We start from the raw sequence: 17,741 nt of genomic DNA, 5'->3' as shown, positions 1-17,741 counted from the left end.
ACCTGTAAATACTCCCCTAATAACGCAGAACCTGGAAAATTAAAGATGGCAACTCTACAGCAGCAGAAAATTAGAATTCGCTTACAAGCTTTTGACCGACGCTTATTGGACACATCTTGCGAGAAGATTGTAGACACAGCTAACCGCACCAATGCTACAGCCGTAGGCCCAATTCCTTTACCAACAAAACGCCGGATCTATTGTGTGTTGCGATCGCCTCACGTAGATAAAGATTCACGGGAACACTTTGAAACCCGTACTCATCGCCGGATTATTGATATTTACCAGCCCTCTTCTAAGACTATTGATGCCCTGATGAAATTGGATCTACCATCGGGTGTAGATATCGAAGTCAAACTTTAATTAGTTATTAGTCATCGGTCATTAGTCATTAGCAAAGGACAAATGACACATGATATTAGTATGAATTTTTACATTGCCCTGAAGAAATATATCTCAGGGCTTTTATTTAGCTAGGAAACAAATGATAGAATGTAGATAAAGTACGGGAAAAGCAGAGAAAAATAAATTTTAAAGATTAAGTTTATACCAAGGTAACAATGACATCATCTTCTAAAATTGCAGTTCGTGAACTACCTCTGTTCCCGTTACCCGAAGTAGTTCTGTTTCCTACTAGACCACTACCTTTGCACATCTTTGAATTTCGCTACCGAATCATGATGAACACGATTTTGGAAAGCGATCGCAGGTTTGGTGTTTTAATGGTCGATCCTGTTAAAGGTACGATTGCAAACACTGGTTGCTGTGCCGAAATCGTTCATCACCAACGGTTGCCAGATGATAGGATCAAGATGTTGACTTTAGGGCAACAAAGATTTCGTGTATTAGAGTATGTTCGTGAAAAGCCATACCGGGTTGGCTTAGTAGAGTGGATTGAAGACCAACCACCGACTAAAGATTTGCGACCTTTGTCTTCTGAAGTAGAACAACTATTGCGAGATGTTGTGCGTCTATCAGGCAAATTAACGGAACAAAATATCGAACTGCCAGAAGATTTGCCAGACCTACCAACAGAGTTATCTTATTGGGTAGCAAGTAATCTTTATGGTGTCGCCGCAGAGCAGCAGTTGTTATTAGAAATGCAAGATACTGCAACTCGGCTAGAGCGGGAAGCAGAAATTTTAACCTCTACTCGGAATCACTTGGCAGCTCGCGCTGTTCTCAAAGACACATTTAATGAAAAGTGATGAGTTAAGGGTAGAGACGCGATTAATCGTGTTTGTATAGGAGTGAGGAGTCAGGAGTTAAAAGTTAGGATTTAGGAAGAAATAACAAAAAATAAAATATTTGCAATTTATAATTTATAGTCCCTAGCTGATAACTCCTAACTTCTCAAGTAACAGCGCTGATCGGCAAAACATTGTAAGCGCCAAGAATTTTTAAAATTTCTGTGTGGAGAGTTAATTCTGCTAAGGCAGATTGCATTTGTGCTTCGTTGGCATCCGCTTCTAAATCAATGAAAAACAAGTATTCACCTAACGATCGCTTCGTCGGACGAGATTCAATCCGGCTGAGGTTAATTCCTAGTTGAGCAAATATTTGTAAAGGTTTGACCAATGCTCCGGGTGTGTTGGCAGGCATACTAAAAGCCAGCGATGTATGACTGGCACGTGTTGTTGATCCCTGATATCCAGCGTCCGCTTCACTCTGACTTACTACCCAAAAACGAGTAAAGTTTTCTGCATAGTCGTTGATTTTACTGGCAAGTATGGGCAGGTTGTAGAGTTGAGCTGCTCTACTAGAAGCGATCGCTGCCGTTGTTGTCTCTTGCTCCAATCGTTGTAATGCTTCGGTTGTAGAATTGCTGGGAATAATCTGTACAGTCGGGAGAAACCGCTCTAACCATCCCTGACATTGTGCCAAAGCTTGCGGGTGAGAGTAAACAGTTTTAATTTTATCTAAGCTAGACGCGCAGGAAATTAACATATGGGCAATGGGTAATACCAAAGCCAACTGAATTCGCAAACTGTCTAACTGCCAAAGTGTATCCAGTGTTGTTGTAACACTTCCTTCAATAGAATTTTCGACTGGCACAACAGCCAAGTGGGCTTGACCATCAGCAACGGCGTGCAGTGACTGAGAGATGGTGGGATAGGGACATAAGGTAGCTTCAACTCCCGTACTTTTAGTTAGCCAGTTGACATAAAAGACAGCTGCTTGTTCTGCATAAGTGCCCGGAGGTCCTAAATGTGCGATCAATAAAGTCATGCTTTTAGCCTTGAGTTGCAAGTTTAATGCGTAAATAGAGATTATGATATTTTGGGTTTCTTATTAAACACTGTTATCTCTAAAATTTACGTACTAAACAAATAGACCGAAATACAAGTTATAGAAATCAGCCTTTTAGCAAATAGATTTCCTGACAGTTTCGTTGCTAAATTACTCCTAAAATTTCAGACCAATTATATTGGTTTCTGACCTGATTACAATGCATGTTATGAGTTTTGTGTCAAGGCTTAAATTTTAATCTAGATTTATTGAACCAAAGATGGTAATAAGCGTACCAACTTTTTGCTGGTGATGTATAGCTGATAAGCAACAATCATTTCTATGTCCAATAAATTTTGTACTTTCCAATAATCAGATTTAATTTATTAAAAAATATTAAAATTAAGAAACAGATATTTTTATCCGCTCATGGCTACCCGGTTTACTGCCTCTCAATCGGTTGAAATCGCTGTTCCAGAGCAGCCTATTCCCATTCAGCACTACTTACGCCAGCCTCAACGTCTGGTTAAGGCTTTGGCTGACAACAGTCGGATTGAGCAGCTTTCTGAGGAAGTATTTCGCTTGAAAATGCGTCCGTTAACTTTTATGTCATTGAGTATTCAACCTACTGTAGACATGAGAGTTTGGGCAGAATCAAATGGAATAATTAATTTGCGATCGCTAGGCTGTGAAATCTTGGGTTTCGAGTATATTAACCAGCGCTTTGCTCTTAATTTAAAAGGGCATTTGTCTCCCAAAGAGTTAAGCACTGGCACTCGCCTGCAAGGAAGGGCTGATTTAGAAGTGCTGGTGGATTTGCCACCGCCATTTTCCTTCACTCCTAAGCCGATTTTAGAAACTACTGGCAATGCTTTGCTCAAAAGCGTGCTGTTGTCGGTTAAGCAACGGTTATTAAATCAACTTTTGGCGGATTATCGCTACTGGGTGACATCACAAACCAAAGATAGAGGACTTGACGGTGACAGTACTGAATTGCCAATCCTGAATGCTGAGTAATTATTTAATCACTCAGCGTTCAGTACTTTGATTTGGCAAGGACGAAAAGACTGACGATGTAGGGGCGAGGGCCCGTATTGTTGGAGAGCCAGCAAATGCTGCTGGCTACCATAACCCTTATTACACTCCAGGTTGTACATAGGGTATTTCAATGCTAGACGCAGTAACAGTTCATCACGCCAAACCTTGGCAACAATACTAGCAGAGGCAATAGCGAGCGATCGCTCGTCTCCCTTAACTATTGTTTGTTGCGGCACTAGCAAGTCTTTGATTGACTGATTACCATCAACCAAGCAGAGTGCAGGCTGTACCTTTAATTTCAGCACAGCCCGCTTCATTGCTAACAGTGTCGCTTGCAAAATATTTATCTTGTCAATTTCGGCAGTAGAAGCAAACCCAATTTTCCAGTCTATAGCTAGCCCACAAATTTGCTGCGCTAGCTGAGTTCTCCGAGAAATAGACAACTTTTTACTGTCTTTAATTTTAGCTGCCATCAGTATTGGCAAAGCATGATCTGGTAGGATCACTGCTGCCGCTACCACAGGACCAAATAGAGCACCTCGCCCCACTTCATCGACACCTGCAACCAATCCTGGAATCCCTAACAAGGTAGAAAACTCCAACCAACTGGATTTTTCCAAGGGTGCTGGCGACGTTTCTACCATAAGGTAAATTAATTATCCTCGATCGCTGAAGAACGACGGCGGCGGCGACGGCTAGCAGTGGCGGCGCTGTTTGCATCACTTTCATCTACGATCGGGTTAGCGGCGGCTTTCGCAGACAAGCGTCCCGAAGGATTCGCAGTTAACTCCGATGGTTCAGGTGTTTCTTCTATCAAAGGTTTTGGTTCTGGCTCAATAACTTTTGGTATTGGTACTTTGGTTGCAGTGACTTCAGATGTTACTTTTTGGGCAGTAGTTGATTCTGAGGATGATTCATTTGAGGTCGTTGGCACTTGACCAGGCTGGATCACGTTAATAATCACAGACTTAGTATTTTTAACCTCTTGGTCTAGCTTCACTAACGGAGATATTCCCATCAAGGCAAACATATCCTGTTCTTGGAGGCTCATTTCTACAGTTCTAATCTCCGGTGGTTCTACCACTGGTTTGACTGGCTCTGCCTTGGTAATTTTAGTGCGCTCTACTCTTTCACTCCAACCTGGTTTACCAAGGGTTGGTGAGGGAATTTCTGGTGCAACTCCTAGTTCTGGTTCCACATCAAGGTCTAAGTCTGGCTCGTTGACAAAAGCCAATGGATTGGCAATAATGCGAGCTTCATCTTTCCCATTTAAACCATTGATGCCAATTCGACTGCGGCGAGTCCGGGTACGACGCTTATTATCATTAAGGTCTTGATAACTAGGATGATTGATCAGATTTAGGTTACTCAATTCCGAGTCGCCGTCAAATGTTTCCCCAAATCCATCATAGGTTTCTCGTGGTTCTGGGATGCGGGCAGCCGGCTGACGTGGTTCTCGGTGAGGCAGGGATACAAAACGTTCACGCTCACGCTCTGGTGTTTCTGCTGGTATTGGTAATCGGTTTTCGATTTCTCCAGGCAGACGCACAGTATGTCCTAAACCGCCACAGGTGGGACAAGTTTCCCCAAACAATTCGTAAATATTTTGACCTTGACGTTTGCGGGTCAGTTCTACTAAACCCAGTTCGGTTAATTGGGCAATCTGCGGGCGAGCTTTGTCTGCTTTGAGTGCTTTATTAAAGTGTTCGAGAACTTGCAGTTGGTCACGTCGTGATTCCATATCAATAAAATCAACGACGATTACCCCGGCGATATTCCGCAGGCGTAACTGGCGAGCAATTTCTGTTGCAGCTTCACAGTTTGTCCACAAAACTGTTTCTCTAGCTGTTGCCGATCGCGTGAAGGAACCTGAGTTAACATCGATTACGGTTAATGCCTCTGTCGGCTCAATGATGATGTAGCCTCCAGAAGGTAGGTCTACTCTCGGTTTTAGGGCTTCTCGAATGGCGGCACTGATGCGGAAGTACTCTAAAATTGGAGAGCGATCACGATGATGGTCTATTAACAATCCCTGCGGTGTTTGACCTCCGCTCCAATTCTGCAAGTACTGTTTCACGCGCTTCAAACCAGTACTGGAATCTACGACAATCCGATTTACATCCGCGCCGTACATATCTCGCAATACGCGCTGAATGAAGTCATCGTCTCGGTTGAGTAGTGCTGGAGCACGGGTGGAATGCGCTTCCTGCTGGATGGCCTCCCATTGCTTTTGCAGCAACTCCAAGTCTTCCATAATCGCTTCTTCAGGTTTGCCTTCTGCTTCTGTACGCACAAGCAAACCCATTCCCGCCGGTTTGACCAAAATCGCTAGTGCCCGTAAGCGGTTGCGCTCACTTTCACTCTTGATTCGTCGGGATAAATTTACACCTCTACCATAGGGCATTAGTACTACGTAGCGTCCGGGTAAGGTGATATTACCCGTAAGCCGGGGTCCTTTTGTCCCCGTTGGCTCTTTCATTACTTGCACCAAAACTTTCTGCTGTGGTGCAAGTAGTTCTGTAATTGCCGCTGCGGTACGCTTTAGCTTTAATGGCCCTAAGTCGGTGACGTGAATAAAACCGTTGCGCTCTGGGTCGCCAATATTAACAAAAGCCGCATCTATCCCAGGCAATACGTTTTCTACTACTCCTAAGTAGATATCACCTATTTGATGATGACCCGTAGCAACAACTAATTCCTGTATTTGATCTTCAGAAAAGACAGCAGCAATTTGGTGCTGCTCCGCGATGATAATTTGTTTTGGCATTCAATTTCCTCAAAATTGGCAGCACCAATAGGTCTGGAGGTTTGTTATACCTTTGTTGCCCCTGCAACCCTCAAAAGGTGCTACTGATAATAAAAATCGCAAACCTGAGCTTCTAAATTAAATAGCTATTGGCGCTCTTAAGAGCATTTTTACGACGGATTATTCTAGAACGGCCACATGTTTAAGCAATTAAATCAACCGTCCGTGGTTGATTTGTGATGCAATACTCTCAAATCTTGAGAGTTCTGAGTTGAAAGTTGTGAATCCTGAGTGAGTTTTTAACTCAGGAAACTTCATTTGAGAGTAACCACTGAAGTCATTAAGAAAAAGAAACTATTTCTATTTTCCATTCCCGGCATTTATCCTTAGGGTTATACTCAGCAACGCCAGCTGCTACCCTACCTTAAGCCACGCTTTGCGCGTCTCGTGAACGTATGCAAATTCGGTCTAACCGATGGGAGTTGTTTACCCTACGGGAACTCCAAGGGCGAACAACTTTAGCAAAATAGCTCACTAGCTCTTTGGCACTACTGCGGATTAAACATTTAGCAGTTGTTTAAAAAGCATGGATTTAGAGAAGCTAACCGAGCCTGCTGTTAGTTACTGATTCACAAGGTAGCTATAGAAGAGAGTGTGTTCTTTAATCTGCCTCAGCTTGTCTGGGATAAAATCCTAGAAGTTGCACTCTAATATCTTTGCTTTCGCCCCCTGAACACCAGGGTAGTGAACCAGCTAATTCAATGCAGCGCCAGAAAATTTCTCTTCACCCCATTCTAACGCAACCTTGCTAAAAATCAATTCCAACGATATGCCATGTTAGGACAACTACTAGCAAGCTGCCCTACAGGGATTATACCCCTAAAATTAGCCGATTGCGGTGGATGTGCAGGAGTTGGAATTCTCCACTAGCCACCATCCCTAGCATAAACAGGATTTGTTCAGGACGCAATAGAAAACCATCTTGGCGATAGCTACCTAAATAACGGATAACAGATATGGATTCTGCAATACCTTTGTGGGTTTCTACTAATTCCAGTTCAAATAAGCGATCGCGCAGATTTATTAACTGGCTCTTGCCTGACTTTGTTGTATGCTCGTACCATAGCTCGTCTTTTGCTTTGATGGTATCAATCCATTCTTGCCATTGTACAGGTGTTGTTTCTTCAAATGCTGCTACGGTAATTAAATATTCTGCTGTTTCTAGCAGTTGAGTGGCTGCCGGAGTTTTTAAATCTATCTGTTCCACATCATATATAGGTATGTCTGTGGGCATTTCCCGAATCAGCTGTTGTCGAAAAGTATCAACTGCCATTGGTACAGTTAACTCAAAATCCGCAATTTCACCACTACTAGTAGCCCCTAAAGCCAAAGCAGTTGCTACAGAAATTCGCGGCATTGGATGAAATCCACCAGTGAAAGCGATTGGTAAGCCTGCTCGCCGCACAACTCGGTCAAACAGACGGATTAAATCCAGGTGGCTTACCAAAGCCATATTACCCTGTTTTCCAAACCAAACTCGCAGTCGTTGTGCCTTAGTTGTGTTGGGGACAAATTCGCCAGCGAATGTCGGGATAGCAGGTGGTTCAATGACAATGTTATGACCAAAGTCGGTGCCACAGACACCACAATGAGAACAACCTTCAAAAGAGCAATCGGGTACAATTGCAGCTTCTAGGGCGCGTTGTAAGTCTTCTTTGAGCCACTTTTTTTCAATCCCGGTATCAATATGATCCCAAGGGAGGGGAGTATCGAGGGAGTAGGGAGTGGGGAGTGGGGAGTTGGGAGTTGGGAGTTGGGAGATGGGAGTTAGGAATTGGGTATTTTCCGCATCTGGCGATCTTGCCTGATCTTGTGCGTGAAACAAATTCCATTCGCCATTTTCTACTTGGCGGTATTTCCAATCTAGATCGGCCCCGGCGATCGCATCTCCCCAAGCGCTAAAAGCCTGATCTAAATTTTCATACCAGGAATCCATCCCTGCACCCAATTCCCAAGCACGGCGAACTACTTTGCTCAAATTGCGATCGCCTCGTCCCACAAAATCTTCCATTGCGGAAATGCGGACATCGGTAAAATTTACCTTCACTGCCTTTATTCGGCGGAATTCTTGCCGCAACAAGTTTTGTTTGCGTTTAAATTCAGTGGTAGAAACTGAGTGCCATTGGAAGGGTGTATGGGGCTTCGGGGTGAAATTAGAAATTGTCAGGTTAAAGTTTAGGGGTTTTCTACCCTTACCCCGACATTCTCGCTGTAGCCAGCTTACCGTTTCGGCAATGCCCAAAACGTCAGCATCCGTCTCACCCGGCAAGCCAATCATAAAATACAACTTGATTTTATCCCAGCCTTGCTCCCAAGCGGTTTTCACACCCCGCAACAATTCTTCATTTGTCAAACCCTTATTTACAATGTCTCGCATCCGCTGAGTTCCAGCTTCTGGAGCAAAAGTCAGTCCACCTTGCCGTGTACCTCCAAGGATATTGGCAATATTCTCATCAAATCTGTCTACCCGTTGGCTTGGTAGGGTCAGAGAAATGTTTTCATTTTTTAAGCGATTTTTAATTTCCATCCCCACTGCTGGTAGGGATAAATAATCAGAACAACTCAGAGATAATAGGGAAAACTCATTGTAACCAGTTGCCCGCATCCCCTGTTCAATTGCTTCTACCACCTTATCTGGTTCTACATCCCGTGCTGGTCGAGTCAGCATTCCTGGTTGACAGAAGCGACAACCACGAGTGCAACCACGCCGAATCTCAATGGTCAAACGGTCATGCACCGTTTCTACGTAGGGAACTAGCCCAATGGAATATGCTGGTATGGGAGTTGCAACCCGTCGCAGAATTCGTTTTGGTACGTCTGGGCGACGAGGATGAACCGAGCCATCCTCTGCCATGTCGTAAAATTGAGGGACATATACACCTGGTATCTGTGCTAAGTCCAGTAACAGATGTTCCCGATTCAATCCTGCTTGTTTGCCTTCTTCCAATACCAAACCAATTTCCGCCAACAGTTCTTCTCCATCTCCAAGGGCGATAAAGTCGAAGAAGTCAGCGTAAGGCTCAGGATTCGATGTTGCTGTTTGCCCACCAGCAAAAATCAAGGGAAACTGGGACTGGAGATTCGGAAATTCTCCCCCTGCTTCCCCTGCTTTTTGGCGTTCTCGCCACGTCAAGGGAATTCCAGCCAAATCCAACATTTCTAGGATATTAGTTGCACCCAGTTCGTAACTGAGGCTAAAACCTAAAATGTCGAATTCAGTGAGCGATCGCTTTGACTCTACCGCAAACAATGGCGTATTAGTTTCGCGTAGTTTGGCTGCCAGGTCTTGCCCTGGTAGGTAGGCGCGATCGCACAATTGACGCGGTTGGGCATTCAAGATGTTATAGAGAATGATGTGCCCTAAATTGGATGCACCGACTTCATATACTTCTGGGTAAGTTAACACCCAGCGTATTGCTGCCGTATCCCAAGATTTGTGTACTGCTAAACGCTCATTACCCAGGTAACGTCCTGGTTTTAAAATATCCGATGTTATTAATTTTTCAACTGCAACAGCCACTGTGCTATCTTCTAGCTACCTTAATTACAGCTACTCAAACCTAACCTTAGCATTGAATTAGGTCTGATAACAGAGTTTATCGTTGCAACTTATAACTCCTTTACATAAAGTCCACTTCCTAACCGAATCTTTGTGCTTTTACATAAAGTTATGTTGCAGCCAACTCAACTTCACCCTCCAATATTTCAAACACCCTATCGAGTTGCGTTAGTTCAAAAATAATTCTAATTGACGGAGTAACAGCGCAAAGTCGGAAACCCCTCCCTAAACTAAGAGCCAGTTTATGTATAGATAACAATGCCATCAATCCCGCGCTGTCTAACGATTCTACTGCTGCGAGGTCTACTACCAAGATGGAAATACCATTTTGTGCCAACGCTGTGGTCATATCTCGTTCAAATTCCAAGGCGTTTGCAGCATTCAAATAGCCTTGGGGGCGAATGACTGCAATCTTGGGATAGTTAAGCACTGCTTGCATAGTTACATCCTATTGAGAATTATTGAAGCGTCAAGCTAAGAATTATTTGAACATAAACTCTATTTTGTTGCATCGACCATATGTCTTAGCTCTCTTTGCTGAATCTTTATTTCTTTAGTATCTCTATTTAAAGATTGTCATAATTCCAGTTTAAAGTGTGTTTATCTATACTTTTTTTTTATGCCAGTTCAAAAACAATCAACATAGACAGATTTAGAGCAGACAAATCTTCAGTAACTATGCTGAGAAAACTTGCTTAGTCGATAACTAGAGCTAATTTAGCCAAGTCTTAACGGTAAGTTAAATCTCCCACTTTAGCGTTGCTGATGGCATACAAGAGAGTCATAGCGAACTATCTATTTAACTAACTTACTAGTTCTCTATATCACTAGTAAGTTATGATTTGGATCACTCTTTATACCTAGAAATATCTGGGATGATTAATATCATATACAGTTGATTTATTACTTATGAGCACTCAGTACGCTATTCGTAAATTGGTAGAAAAAGCTCTTGACATTAAAAAGCTAACTCCTGAGATAGAAAATGAAATCAACTCAGAACTGACAGAACTGGGTTACATTTCTGATGTTGACTACGAAGCTCTAGAATTATTAATGTCGGAGATGGATGCTGGTAGAATTAAGTTGGTTCCTAGTTTAGGATATTCTTAATTGCTTAGGCATATCTCTATGGGATGAGCAGTTTGGATTGAGAGGGTTGAACCCGAATTATAGAGGTTTTTTCTCTAATATGACAGGCTAGCAAGTTGGTTTTTGTTGTTGCTAATGCTGTCGGTATTAAAGGCTTGGTGCAGGTAAAAACTAATGTTGATTCTGGGGTATTTAAGGCACTTGAAACATGTGCGATCGCAGCTTATTCTAATACCACTGAAACAAAACTCCAAGCCATCATGTCGGCTTACCAAAATCGCCGTGACATTATCCTGAATGGACTGCAATCTCTAGGTTGGTCAATTTAGCTTCTTAAAACTACCTTTACGTTTGGACACCAGTTCCTCCAGGATATCCCTCAGCACTATCTTGGTATGCTTGCCAAAGTTGGTGAATAAATTGATTAAGTTGCTGCTTGGCGGCTGAGTCAGGTTCACTTTTTGGTTCTTTTGCTAAAACCTGGCTCAACAAACTAATTACTTCTGTGTCTAATGCTGGTCTAAATAAATTGGCAGGCCAAAGCAAGTCAGATGAATCTCGCAAATCGGTAACTAGCAGTGATTCTTGAATAAAACTAACCATTAATAAAGGACGCACCCAGCACAACTGACGGGAAACTACAAATTGAATGACTTCTGCATACAGATTCCTGTCGCCATGCTCTAAAGACACAATTTGTCCTGGTTGAAGAAAATTTAGGCTAATGTCCATCATTATGCAGTTTGGGCAGGGACAACGATTGTTTTGTAACTTCTTTAATTTAAAAGTGAGAATCCGCTACTTTTAATGTTGCTTCTGTAAGATTAGGGTAGCATTCTCAGGGCAACCATGTCTTCAGACATATGCCTCACAAGCGGCTCCTTGGCAGCCAAGGGTTTTTCTAGCATAGTATCTGAACAGAAATACTATAGAATAGGTAAATAACTGTTAAGCGATCGCTACACAGATACTTTGTTGTAGTGAATCAACAAGAAAAGAGCAAAGAGCCGTGTCAGTTGAAACTATTCAAAAGCCTTCCACAACCCGTAAGCTCGCGCCTCGGTATCGCGTTTTGCTCCATAACGACGACTACAACTCTATGGAGCATGTTGTGCAGTCACTAATAGCCACTGTACCGAGCCTTACTCAACCCCAGGCTATTAGCATCATGATGGAAGCCCATACTAACGGGCTAGCTTTAGTTATTACTTGCGCTCTGGAACACGCTGAGTTCTATTGCGAAACATTGAAAAGTCACGGTTTAAGTAGCACAATTGAACCTGATGAATAGTCATTAGTTATTGGTCATTGGTCATTAGTCAAAATTTAGAGTACTGGCTGGTGATTGGTGGCTTTACCTAGTATGAAAAAAAACCTTGTCCGTTTAGCTGAACGCCCTGCCCCTATTAGGCTGGGTTGTTTTATTTTGACTTTATTGCTGCTATGGTTGCCATTAGCTACACCAATATACTTACTAGTGGATGATCCAAACTTAGAAAGTATATTGACATTGGTATTATTATATGCAGTGTTTATTTTTCTGCTGAGACTATGGGGTAAATATGTCTACCAGCAGCCTCAAATTCTGCGGCATTATGGCTTAGAATTCACGCGGCAAAATGGTGTGGATTTACTGCGTGGGTTAGCTCTGGGGATAATTAATATTCTGATACTTTTTGGCGTAGAAAGTTTGTTGGGTTGGTTGGTGTGGCAGCAACCGAAAGTTTTTTTGCTGAAAGTTATTTTAGAGGGTTTACTTGTTGCCTTAGGCATCGGTTTTGCTGAGGAATTGTTATTCCGAGGCTGGTTGCTAGATGAATTACAACGAGATTACAGTCCGCGTGTGGCGCTGTGGACAGATGCAACTGCCTTTGCTGCATTACACTTTATTAAACCATTGGAAGCAATTATTCATACACTGCCGCAATTCCCAGCTTTAGTACTGCTGGGGCTAACGCAAGTATGGGGAAAGCGTTGGCGCAGGGGACGCTTGGGTTTTCCAATTGGTTTGCATGGTGGTTTAGTTTGGGGTTACTACATTATTAATGTGGGGAAATTAGTAAAATATTCTGGTCAAGTTCCTGATTGGGTAACTGGTGTGAATAATAATCCCCTGCAAGGAGTGATGGGGATATTGTTAATGAGTGTACTAGCTTTGGGGATACGAGGGCGAACAAGAAATTTATAAAATCTTTAATATTAAACATTTGTAACCGTCACCAAATTGTATTAGCACTGGATAATTGAATTTTCTTATCTCGACTAATCACTGGTACTCCCAGACATAACGCTGTAGCAGCAATAATGCGATCGGGTAAATCTGGTACTTGTGAGCGATTCACTAAGCGCAAAGCTTCAGCTATGTGCCTATTAAAGGGAACTTCAAGGAGTACAGCATCACTTGTGTCAACAGATACAAGCAGGCGTTCAAGTGTTAGTGGAGAAATACGACCTTTCTCACTCAAGTAGACGATTTCGGCTAGCGTAATCGAGGAGAAAGCAACTTGATCTCCAGAAGATGCTATTTGGGCTATAGTATTTTGGGCAGTTGTTGATAATCGTGAATCGCCAAAAATATACCAAATGACTGAATGAGTGTCAGCTACAGCACGCAGCATCAAACATCCTCCCGTGGAAAGTTAGTCCATTCTTCACTACGGGCTACATCAATTTCCTCTGTGGAAGGTGCGTTTCCTAAATCAGCACAGAGTCCCCATAAGGATTGTCGGGGAAAGTTAGAGAGTTTATCTGTTAACTCGCGTTCTATATCAGGAGCAATTTGCTGGATCAAACGTACTTTGTCCACAGTTGAAAGCTGCTTTGCTAGTCTGATAACTTCTTTTAGGCTCACAAATTTTCACCTGCTTCATCTACAAAAATATTTAATAATAGCGAAGGATACTGGGCTTTTTGGTGCAATCTTTACGCAAGCGTCTCAACCACAGTACCCACCAAACACGCTTTATTCAAATTAACGCCGCCCAAATTTGCACCTTCTAACTCTGCACAGAGTAAATTCGCTCCTGTCAAATTCGCCCCTGCCAAATTTGCCCCTCGCAAGTCAGCTTCTTCAAGGTTTGCTTCACTCAACAGAGCACCCTGCAAATCAGCACGACTCAAATCTGCACCTTTGAGATTTGCCCCTGTCAGGTTTGCACCGCGCAAGTCAGCACCACGCAAATCAACGCCTTGCAAGTTCACATTCATCAAATTAGCACCACTCAAGAAAGCACCCACTAATGAGACATCACTGAGTCTTGCTCCCATCAAGTTAGCACCACGCAAATTGCTACCCCGCAAGTCAGCGCCCGTTAAATCTGCTTGCATCAGGTTCGCTCCCATCAAGTTCGCCCGCAAGTCAGTTTCTTGGAGGTTCGCCCCCATCAAATTTGCCCCCTCCAAATGCCCACCTTCGAGTTTGGAAGCAGCGAAATTAGTGCCAACAAGGGTAGCACCAGCAAGATTAATCCGGCTTAAATCCAGTCGAGAGAGTTCCTCGTCTTCTAAATTTGCCCCTGGAAGTTGTTTGAGTTTTCCTAATTTAATGGCTTCAATATTCATGTAAAGTAACTACCAATCTCCTCACTGATCTTGCTGTGGCTATCCCATTGGGAATCAAGTATCCAGATACCGGCGCTAAATTTGGGTGTCATGATGGGTAAATCAAGTCCCTGTTGTAAACCCATAACTAATAAAGTTAGGGTATCTACAAGTTTAGGGTCAAAGCGGGTAGATTGTTGCTGTCTGCACTCATCTAAAGCTTGAGTAAATATCTGTTCCCGACTTTGATTTGACGATTTACGCTCATTGACTCGCCATTGAAAGTCTGCCAATAATGCCAAAATTCTCGACTCTAAGGGAATTTCATCTCCAGCTAAACCTGCTGGTTCCCCCGTGCCATTCCACCACTCGCTTTGGTGAGTAATAATTTGGGCAACAGCTCGTAGTCGTGGCATAGTTCGTAATACTTGGGCCCCCGGTACTAAGGGACAAGTTAAGGGACAACTGGGGGCATCTTCTTGGTAGCGGGTGGATATACCACCAGTGAGAACACTTTCTGCTTTCTGTAACGGATCTATGCGATGCAACAAAGCCGCTAGCCGCAATCTCTTAATCTGCCATGCAGGAAGATCCAAAAGCTGGCCGATCGCTTCAGCCAGTACAACCACTTCCGCAGCTGCCATTGGATTGTTGACATCTGCCATATCCATCAGTTGCGCCATTCGCAAAAAGGCTTGGATTTCGTTAGAAACCAAGTTGCGATCTAGGGTTTGTTTCTGAAGCGCTGTGGGGATGGATAAATTATCTTGCCCAGTCTGGAGGTAATCTACTACACGGGAGACAACTGCACCTAAATTTTCGGATCTGTCCATTGACGGTACAATTTGTTGTTTATTGCCTGTGAGTTTTTGTGCCAGTTCTGGGTTGTATTTTTTGATGTGAGCGATCGCTATTTCTGCCGTCTCTTGCACTAACTCTGGCTCAAATGTCCACAAGCCATAGAATTTGCGCTCTAAATCTGATGTCGGTACTCCAGTGCTCCCATAATCAGCCTCTGATAACTCTTGACAAATTACCATTGCTGTGTATTTAGGCGATAAAATAATTAAGTGCCACTCCTGCGCCACTGGATCGACTGAATCTAATCCCACTAAGTCTACATTAGGTAAAAGGCTTGTGGGATGTTCAGCAAAGCCAGATTCAGCAGCAGCCATGATGGCAATTTCACGGCTGCGCTGGGCGATGTCTGCATATCGTTCAGCTTCTTGTAGATACCATTTCCCCTGTTGGAAAGCTGTGATCACTAGGGGTATACCGTCGTCGGTTAAGATATGGTCTTCTAGAGCATGGCACAGGGCAACTAGGGTATTTTTGTAGTAAACACCAAATCGAATTGGCCTGGTAGTATGGCGATGGGCTGTTTCTAGCTTTTGTAAGATTGAACCTTCTAACATGGGATTGGGTAGAAAATAACCGCAGAGGGGGAGTGATTAGGGTAGGGGGTAGGCGCGAGACAAGGAGATGAAATTTGCTCTTATCTAATTTCTTCTGCAAATTTTATCAAACAGCTGCTAAGTGTTTGTCTTTTGTCTCTATTGGTGCAGAAAGTGCTGCTTCTAAGTCGGCACAACCTAGTTTTTCTTCTAAGATTTTCATGACTTCGCGTCCGAAATCGTTGGGGTTTTGTTGCCAAGCTTGCAAGCAGACTTCTCCAAAGAATGAACCAAGAGGTTCGGGATTCCAGAGGAGTTTTTTGGCTGTCCACGGCATCAAGCTCATTGGATCATACCCTGGTTTGAGGATGCCTTCTTTGAATGCGTATTCTTCTAAATGAGTATGGGGTTGCAGCCCAATAAAGAAAATGGCAGGTTCCACTTTATCGGCACCAAAAATGCGTTCTAGTTCCCGGTGGTAGGCGACGGTTTGGCGGATGGTTTCGGGACGTTCGTCAATGACGTTAAAGGAGTAATTGACGGAAACTAAATCGTTGAAACCAGCTGCTTTTAAATCGCGGCAGTTTTGCAAGACGGTTCGCAGGTTGTACCCCATCCGCATTTTCCGCACGAGTTCTTGAGAACCACTGGTAATCCCAATTTCAAAGTAGTTCATCCCGGTTCTTGCCATCAAGTCACACAAATCTGGTGTCAAATTGTCGGCTCTAATATATGCTGCCCAGTGGATATCTGTCATACCAGAATCGACGATTTTTTGCAATAGTTCTATGGCATCGTCGATAAATTTTCGTGCTGGGATGAATTGGGCATCGGTAAACCAGAAGTTGCGAATGCCGCGATCGTATAATTGGCGCATCTCAGCAACTACTTCATCTGCTGGGTTGATGCGTACTTGTTTACCTTCGACAACAGTGTAGACGCAATAGCAGCAGTTGTGAGGGCAACCACGCTTAGTTTGTACACCTATATAAAAGTCTTCCTCTTGCAGGTAGAAGTTAAATTCCGGCCAGATGCTTTCGATATAGTCGTAGTTACAAGCTGTTTTTTCTAGTGGGGTGGGTTGTTCGTGAATTAGCCGTTTGCGTGGTTGAGTTTCTCCGGCAACGTAACAGCGTTCATCTCGAAAATCTCTGCCACTTAAAAGTTTTTCCAGCAGGGTTTCCCCTTCACCCACAGAAATTATTGTCCCTTGAGGTAAGCTTTTACCCAACTGTTCATAAAATACACTGACTGCACCGCCACCTACAACTACACGGGCATGAGAATTATATTTTTGGGCACGCTTTAAACCGCGTTTTATTAAGCCCTGATTGCGCCATAACTCTACATAATAAGCGATGAATATTCGTAAACCGCCCAATCCCCCACGTAGTTTCAATAGAGGATTTTTAGCATAGTAAAATTCAAAAGCGTTTTGTAGTGGGTTACCACCACGTCCGCCAACTGGAGCATAAATTTGAATATCCCGCCAAGAAAATACTAGCAGTGTCGGCTTAAATTCATCGATACAGCGATCCAAGGCAGAATTGTAATCTAAAGGTGGCACTGTTCCCAAATCAAAAATGCGCTGTTCGATATTAGGAAACTGTTTGTGAACATGATCGCTCAGGTAGACAACCCCAATGGGAAAGATAGGGTTACAAGGAAGGCGAACGTAAAGAATTCGATTTTCCATCATGGGTGTTTTGACTTCCATCTTGCCAATCTGTGGGGAAAGCGAGATAAATTCCTGTTTTAAAGCGTGTTTTTGTTTTGGCTGCTCTTAATCTCTGACAATCTTGCTTGACATTGAAGCCAATTATTGATAAGTGTAAATTTTTATAGATGCACGAATCAATAAAATTGCTTTGCATACTAAATGCAGGGGATCAAGAGAAGCTTTATGAAGATATTTTTCATATAGCTTTACGATAACATCGAGTTCATTCATTAAGCGATGATCCCAGGCTTTTAATCCTGCGATCGATGAAACACAACAATACACTCCTGAACTAGCTCAAGCTAAGGGGATCTCCGCCATAGCTACCCTGTAATTATCCGCCTTCAGAAAGTTGAAGATTTT

At 43.2% G+C, this 17,741-nt stretch carries 18 protein-coding genes; 7 read left to right on the top strand and 11 right to left on the bottom strand.

Annotated features, from left to right (window positions below):
* The first annotated feature begins 45 nt into the window (after window positions 1–45).
* Both rpsJ and VB740_RS21695 read left to right on the top strand, forming a co-directional pair.
* Window positions 46–363, top strand: a complete 318-nt coding sequence (gene rpsJ, locus VB740_RS21700) for a 30S ribosomal protein S10 (RefSeq protein ID WP_017320518.1) — start codon at window positions 46–48, stop codon at window positions 361–363.
* A 197-nt stretch (window positions 364–560) separates the two neighbouring features.
* Window positions 561–1,208, top strand: a complete 648-nt coding sequence (locus tag VB740_RS21695; protein WP_323201983.1) for an LON peptidase substrate-binding domain-containing protein — start codon at window positions 561–563, stop codon at window positions 1,206–1,208.
* Window positions 1,209–1,353: 145 nt separating this feature from the next.
* Here VB740_RS21695 and pheA read toward each other — a convergent pair whose 3' ends face one another.
* Complete coding sequence (gene pheA, locus VB740_RS21690) at window positions 1,354–2,229, bottom strand: prephenate dehydratase (RefSeq protein WP_323201982.1); 876 nt, start codon at window positions 2,227–2,229, stop codon at window positions 1,354–1,356.
* Window positions 2,230–2,658: 429 nt separating this feature from the next.
* Here pheA and VB740_RS21685 point away from each other — a divergent pair, with 429 nt between their 5' ends.
* Entirely contained in the window at window positions 2,659–3,246 is a 588-nt protein-coding gene (locus VB740_RS21685) for a DUF1997 domain-containing protein (protein WP_323201981.1), read from the top strand.
* 8 nt (window positions 3,247–3,254) lie between these two features.
* Here the strand turns inward: VB740_RS21685 and VB740_RS21680 are convergent, their stop codons facing one another.
* The 4 genes from VB740_RS21680 to VB740_RS21665 form a co-directional block, all read right to left on the bottom strand.
* Window positions 3,255–3,911, bottom strand: coding sequence for a ribonuclease HII (locus VB740_RS21680; protein WP_323201980.1), 657 nt, complete (start codon window positions 3,909–3,911; stop codon window positions 3,255–3,257).
* Window positions 3,912–3,919: 8 nt separating this feature from the next.
* On the bottom strand, window positions 3,920–6,034 hold the full coding sequence (locus VB740_RS21675) for an Rne/Rng family ribonuclease (RefSeq protein WP_323201979.1): 2,115 nt from the start codon (window positions 6,032–6,034) through the stop codon (window positions 3,920–3,922).
* An 850-nt stretch (window positions 6,035–6,884) separates the two neighbouring features.
* Complete coding sequence (locus VB740_RS21670) at window positions 6,885–9,593, bottom strand: TIGR03960 family B12-binding radical SAM protein (protein ID WP_323201978.1); 2,709 nt, start codon at window positions 9,591–9,593, stop codon at window positions 6,885–6,887.
* Window positions 9,594–9,741: 148 nt separating this feature from the next.
* Window positions 9,742–10,071, bottom strand: coding sequence for an STAS domain-containing protein (locus VB740_RS21665; RefSeq protein WP_323201977.1), 330 nt, complete (start codon window positions 10,069–10,071; stop codon window positions 9,742–9,744).
* A gap of 470 nt (window positions 10,072–10,541) precedes the next feature.
* On the opposite strand from VB740_RS21665, the gene VB740_RS21660 reads away from it, so the two are divergent.
* Both VB740_RS21660 and VB740_RS21655 read left to right on the top strand, forming a co-directional pair.
* Window positions 10,542–10,745 (top strand): hypothetical protein, encoded by a 204-nt coding sequence (locus VB740_RS21660; protein WP_323201976.1) that lies wholly within the window; start codon window positions 10,542–10,544, stop codon window positions 10,743–10,745.
* 95 nt (window positions 10,746–10,840) lie between these two features.
* Window positions 10,841–11,053, top strand: coding sequence for a hypothetical protein (locus VB740_RS21655; protein WP_323201975.1), 213 nt, complete (start codon window positions 10,841–10,843; stop codon window positions 11,051–11,053).
* Window positions 11,054–11,069: 16 nt separating this feature from the next.
* Here the strand turns inward: VB740_RS21655 and VB740_RS21650 are convergent, their stop codons facing one another.
* Window positions 11,070–11,456, bottom strand: a complete 387-nt coding sequence (locus tag VB740_RS21650) for a hypothetical protein (RefSeq protein WP_323201991.1) — start codon at window positions 11,454–11,456, stop codon at window positions 11,070–11,072.
* Window positions 11,457–11,733: 277 nt separating this feature from the next.
* Between VB740_RS21650 and clpS the strand changes: the two genes are divergently transcribed.
* Together clpS and VB740_RS21640 are read left to right on the top strand one after the other, a co-directional pair.
* Window positions 11,734–12,015, top strand: coding sequence for an ATP-dependent Clp protease adapter ClpS (clpS, locus tag VB740_RS21645; protein ID WP_323201974.1), 282 nt, complete (start codon window positions 11,734–11,736; stop codon window positions 12,013–12,015).
* A gap of 72 nt (window positions 12,016–12,087) precedes the next feature.
* Window positions 12,088–12,912: a type II CAAX endopeptidase family protein gene (locus VB740_RS21640; RefSeq protein ID WP_323201973.1), complete on the top strand. Its 825-nt coding sequence runs from the start codon at window positions 12,088–12,090 to the stop codon at window positions 12,910–12,912.
* 28 nt (window positions 12,913–12,940) lie between these two features.
* Here VB740_RS21640 and VB740_RS21635 read toward each other — a convergent pair whose 3' ends face one another.
* The 5 genes from VB740_RS21635 to VB740_RS21615 all read right to left on the bottom strand — a co-directional run bounded on the left by VB740_RS21635 (window position 12,941) and on the right by VB740_RS21615 (window position 17,375).
* Window positions 12,941–13,342, bottom strand: a complete 402-nt coding sequence (locus tag VB740_RS21635; RefSeq protein WP_323201972.1) for a type II toxin-antitoxin system VapC family toxin — start codon at window positions 13,340–13,342, stop codon at window positions 12,941–12,943.
* On the bottom strand, window positions 13,342–13,575 hold the full coding sequence (locus VB740_RS21630) for a hypothetical protein (RefSeq protein WP_323201971.1): 234 nt from the start codon (window positions 13,573–13,575) through the stop codon (window positions 13,342–13,344). The genes VB740_RS21635 and VB740_RS21630 overlap by 1 nt, the downstream gene beginning before the upstream one ends.
* A 71-nt stretch (window positions 13,576–13,646) precedes the next feature.
* A complete protein-coding gene (locus VB740_RS21625) occupies window positions 13,647–14,285 on the bottom strand; it encodes a pentapeptide repeat-containing protein (RefSeq protein WP_323201970.1) in 639 nt (212 codons plus the stop codon).
* Window positions 14,282–15,679, bottom strand: coding sequence for a DICT sensory domain-containing protein (locus VB740_RS21620; protein WP_323201969.1), 1,398 nt, complete (start codon window positions 15,677–15,679; stop codon window positions 14,282–14,284). Before VB740_RS21620 ends, VB740_RS21625 begins: the two co-directional genes overlap by 4 nt.
* 106 nt (window positions 15,680–15,785) lie before the next feature.
* Complete coding sequence (locus VB740_RS21615) at window positions 15,786–17,375, bottom strand: photosystem II high light acclimation radical SAM protein (RefSeq protein WP_323201968.1); 1,590 nt, start codon at window positions 17,373–17,375, stop codon at window positions 15,786–15,788.
* Window positions 17,376–17,741 lie beyond the last annotated feature (366 nt).

This window comes from Nostoc sp. UHCC 0251 (assembly GCF_034932245.1).
Taxonomy (GTDB): domain Bacteria; phylum Cyanobacteriota; class Cyanobacteriia; order Cyanobacteriales; family Nostocaceae; genus Nostoc.
Note: the sequence above shows the minus strand (reverse complement) of the source record. Positions and strands in the feature narration are given on the sequence as shown.

Excerpts from the sequence above, each read along its gene's own strand:
- rpsJ (WP_017320518.1), top strand. The coding sequence starts at position 46 with ATGGCAACTCTACAGCAGCAGAAAATTAGAATTCGCTTACAAGCTTTT.
- VB740_RS21695 (WP_323201983.1), top strand. The coding sequence starts at position 561 with ATGACATCATCTTCTAAAATTGCAGTTCGTGAACTACCTCTGTTCCCG.
- pheA (WP_323201982.1), bottom strand. The coding sequence starts at position 2,229 with ATGACTTTATTGATCGCACATTTAGGACCTCCGGGCACTTATGCAGAA.
- VB740_RS21685 (WP_323201981.1), top strand. The coding sequence starts at position 2,659 with ATGGCTACCCGGTTTACTGCCTCTCAATCGGTTGAAATCGCTGTTCCA.
- VB740_RS21680 (WP_323201980.1), bottom strand. The coding sequence starts at position 3,911 with ATGGTAGAAACGTCGCCAGCACCCTTGGAAAAATCCAGTTGGTTGGAG.
- VB740_RS21675 (WP_323201979.1), bottom strand. The coding sequence starts at position 6,034 with ATGCCAAAACAAATTATCATCGCGGAGCAGCACCAAATTGCTGCTGTC.
- VB740_RS21665 (WP_323201977.1), bottom strand. The coding sequence starts at position 10,071 with ATGCAAGCAGTGCTTAACTATCCCAAGATTGCAGTCATTCGCCCCCAA.
- VB740_RS21660 (WP_323201976.1), top strand. The coding sequence starts at position 10,542 with ATGAGCACTCAGTACGCTATTCGTAAATTGGTAGAAAAAGCTCTTGAC.
- VB740_RS21650 (WP_323201991.1), bottom strand. The coding sequence starts at position 11,456 with ATGGACATTAGCCTAAATTTTCTTCAACCAGGACAAATTGTGTCTTTA.
- VB740_RS21640 (WP_323201973.1), top strand. The coding sequence starts at position 12,088 with ATGAAAAAAAACCTTGTCCGTTTAGCTGAACGCCCTGCCCCTATTAGG.
- VB740_RS21635 (WP_323201972.1), bottom strand. The coding sequence starts at position 13,342 with ATGCTGCGTGCTGTAGCTGACACTCATTCAGTCATTTGGTATATTTTT.
- VB740_RS21625 (WP_323201970.1), bottom strand. The coding sequence starts at position 14,285 with ATGAATATTGAAGCCATTAAATTAGGAAAACTCAAACAACTTCCAGGG.
- VB740_RS21620 (WP_323201969.1), bottom strand. The coding sequence starts at position 15,679 with ATGTTAGAAGGTTCAATCTTACAAAAGCTAGAAACAGCCCATCGCCAT.
- VB740_RS21615 (WP_323201968.1), bottom strand. The coding sequence starts at position 17,375 with ATGGAAGTCAAAACACCCATGATGGAAAATCGAATTCTTTACGTTCGC.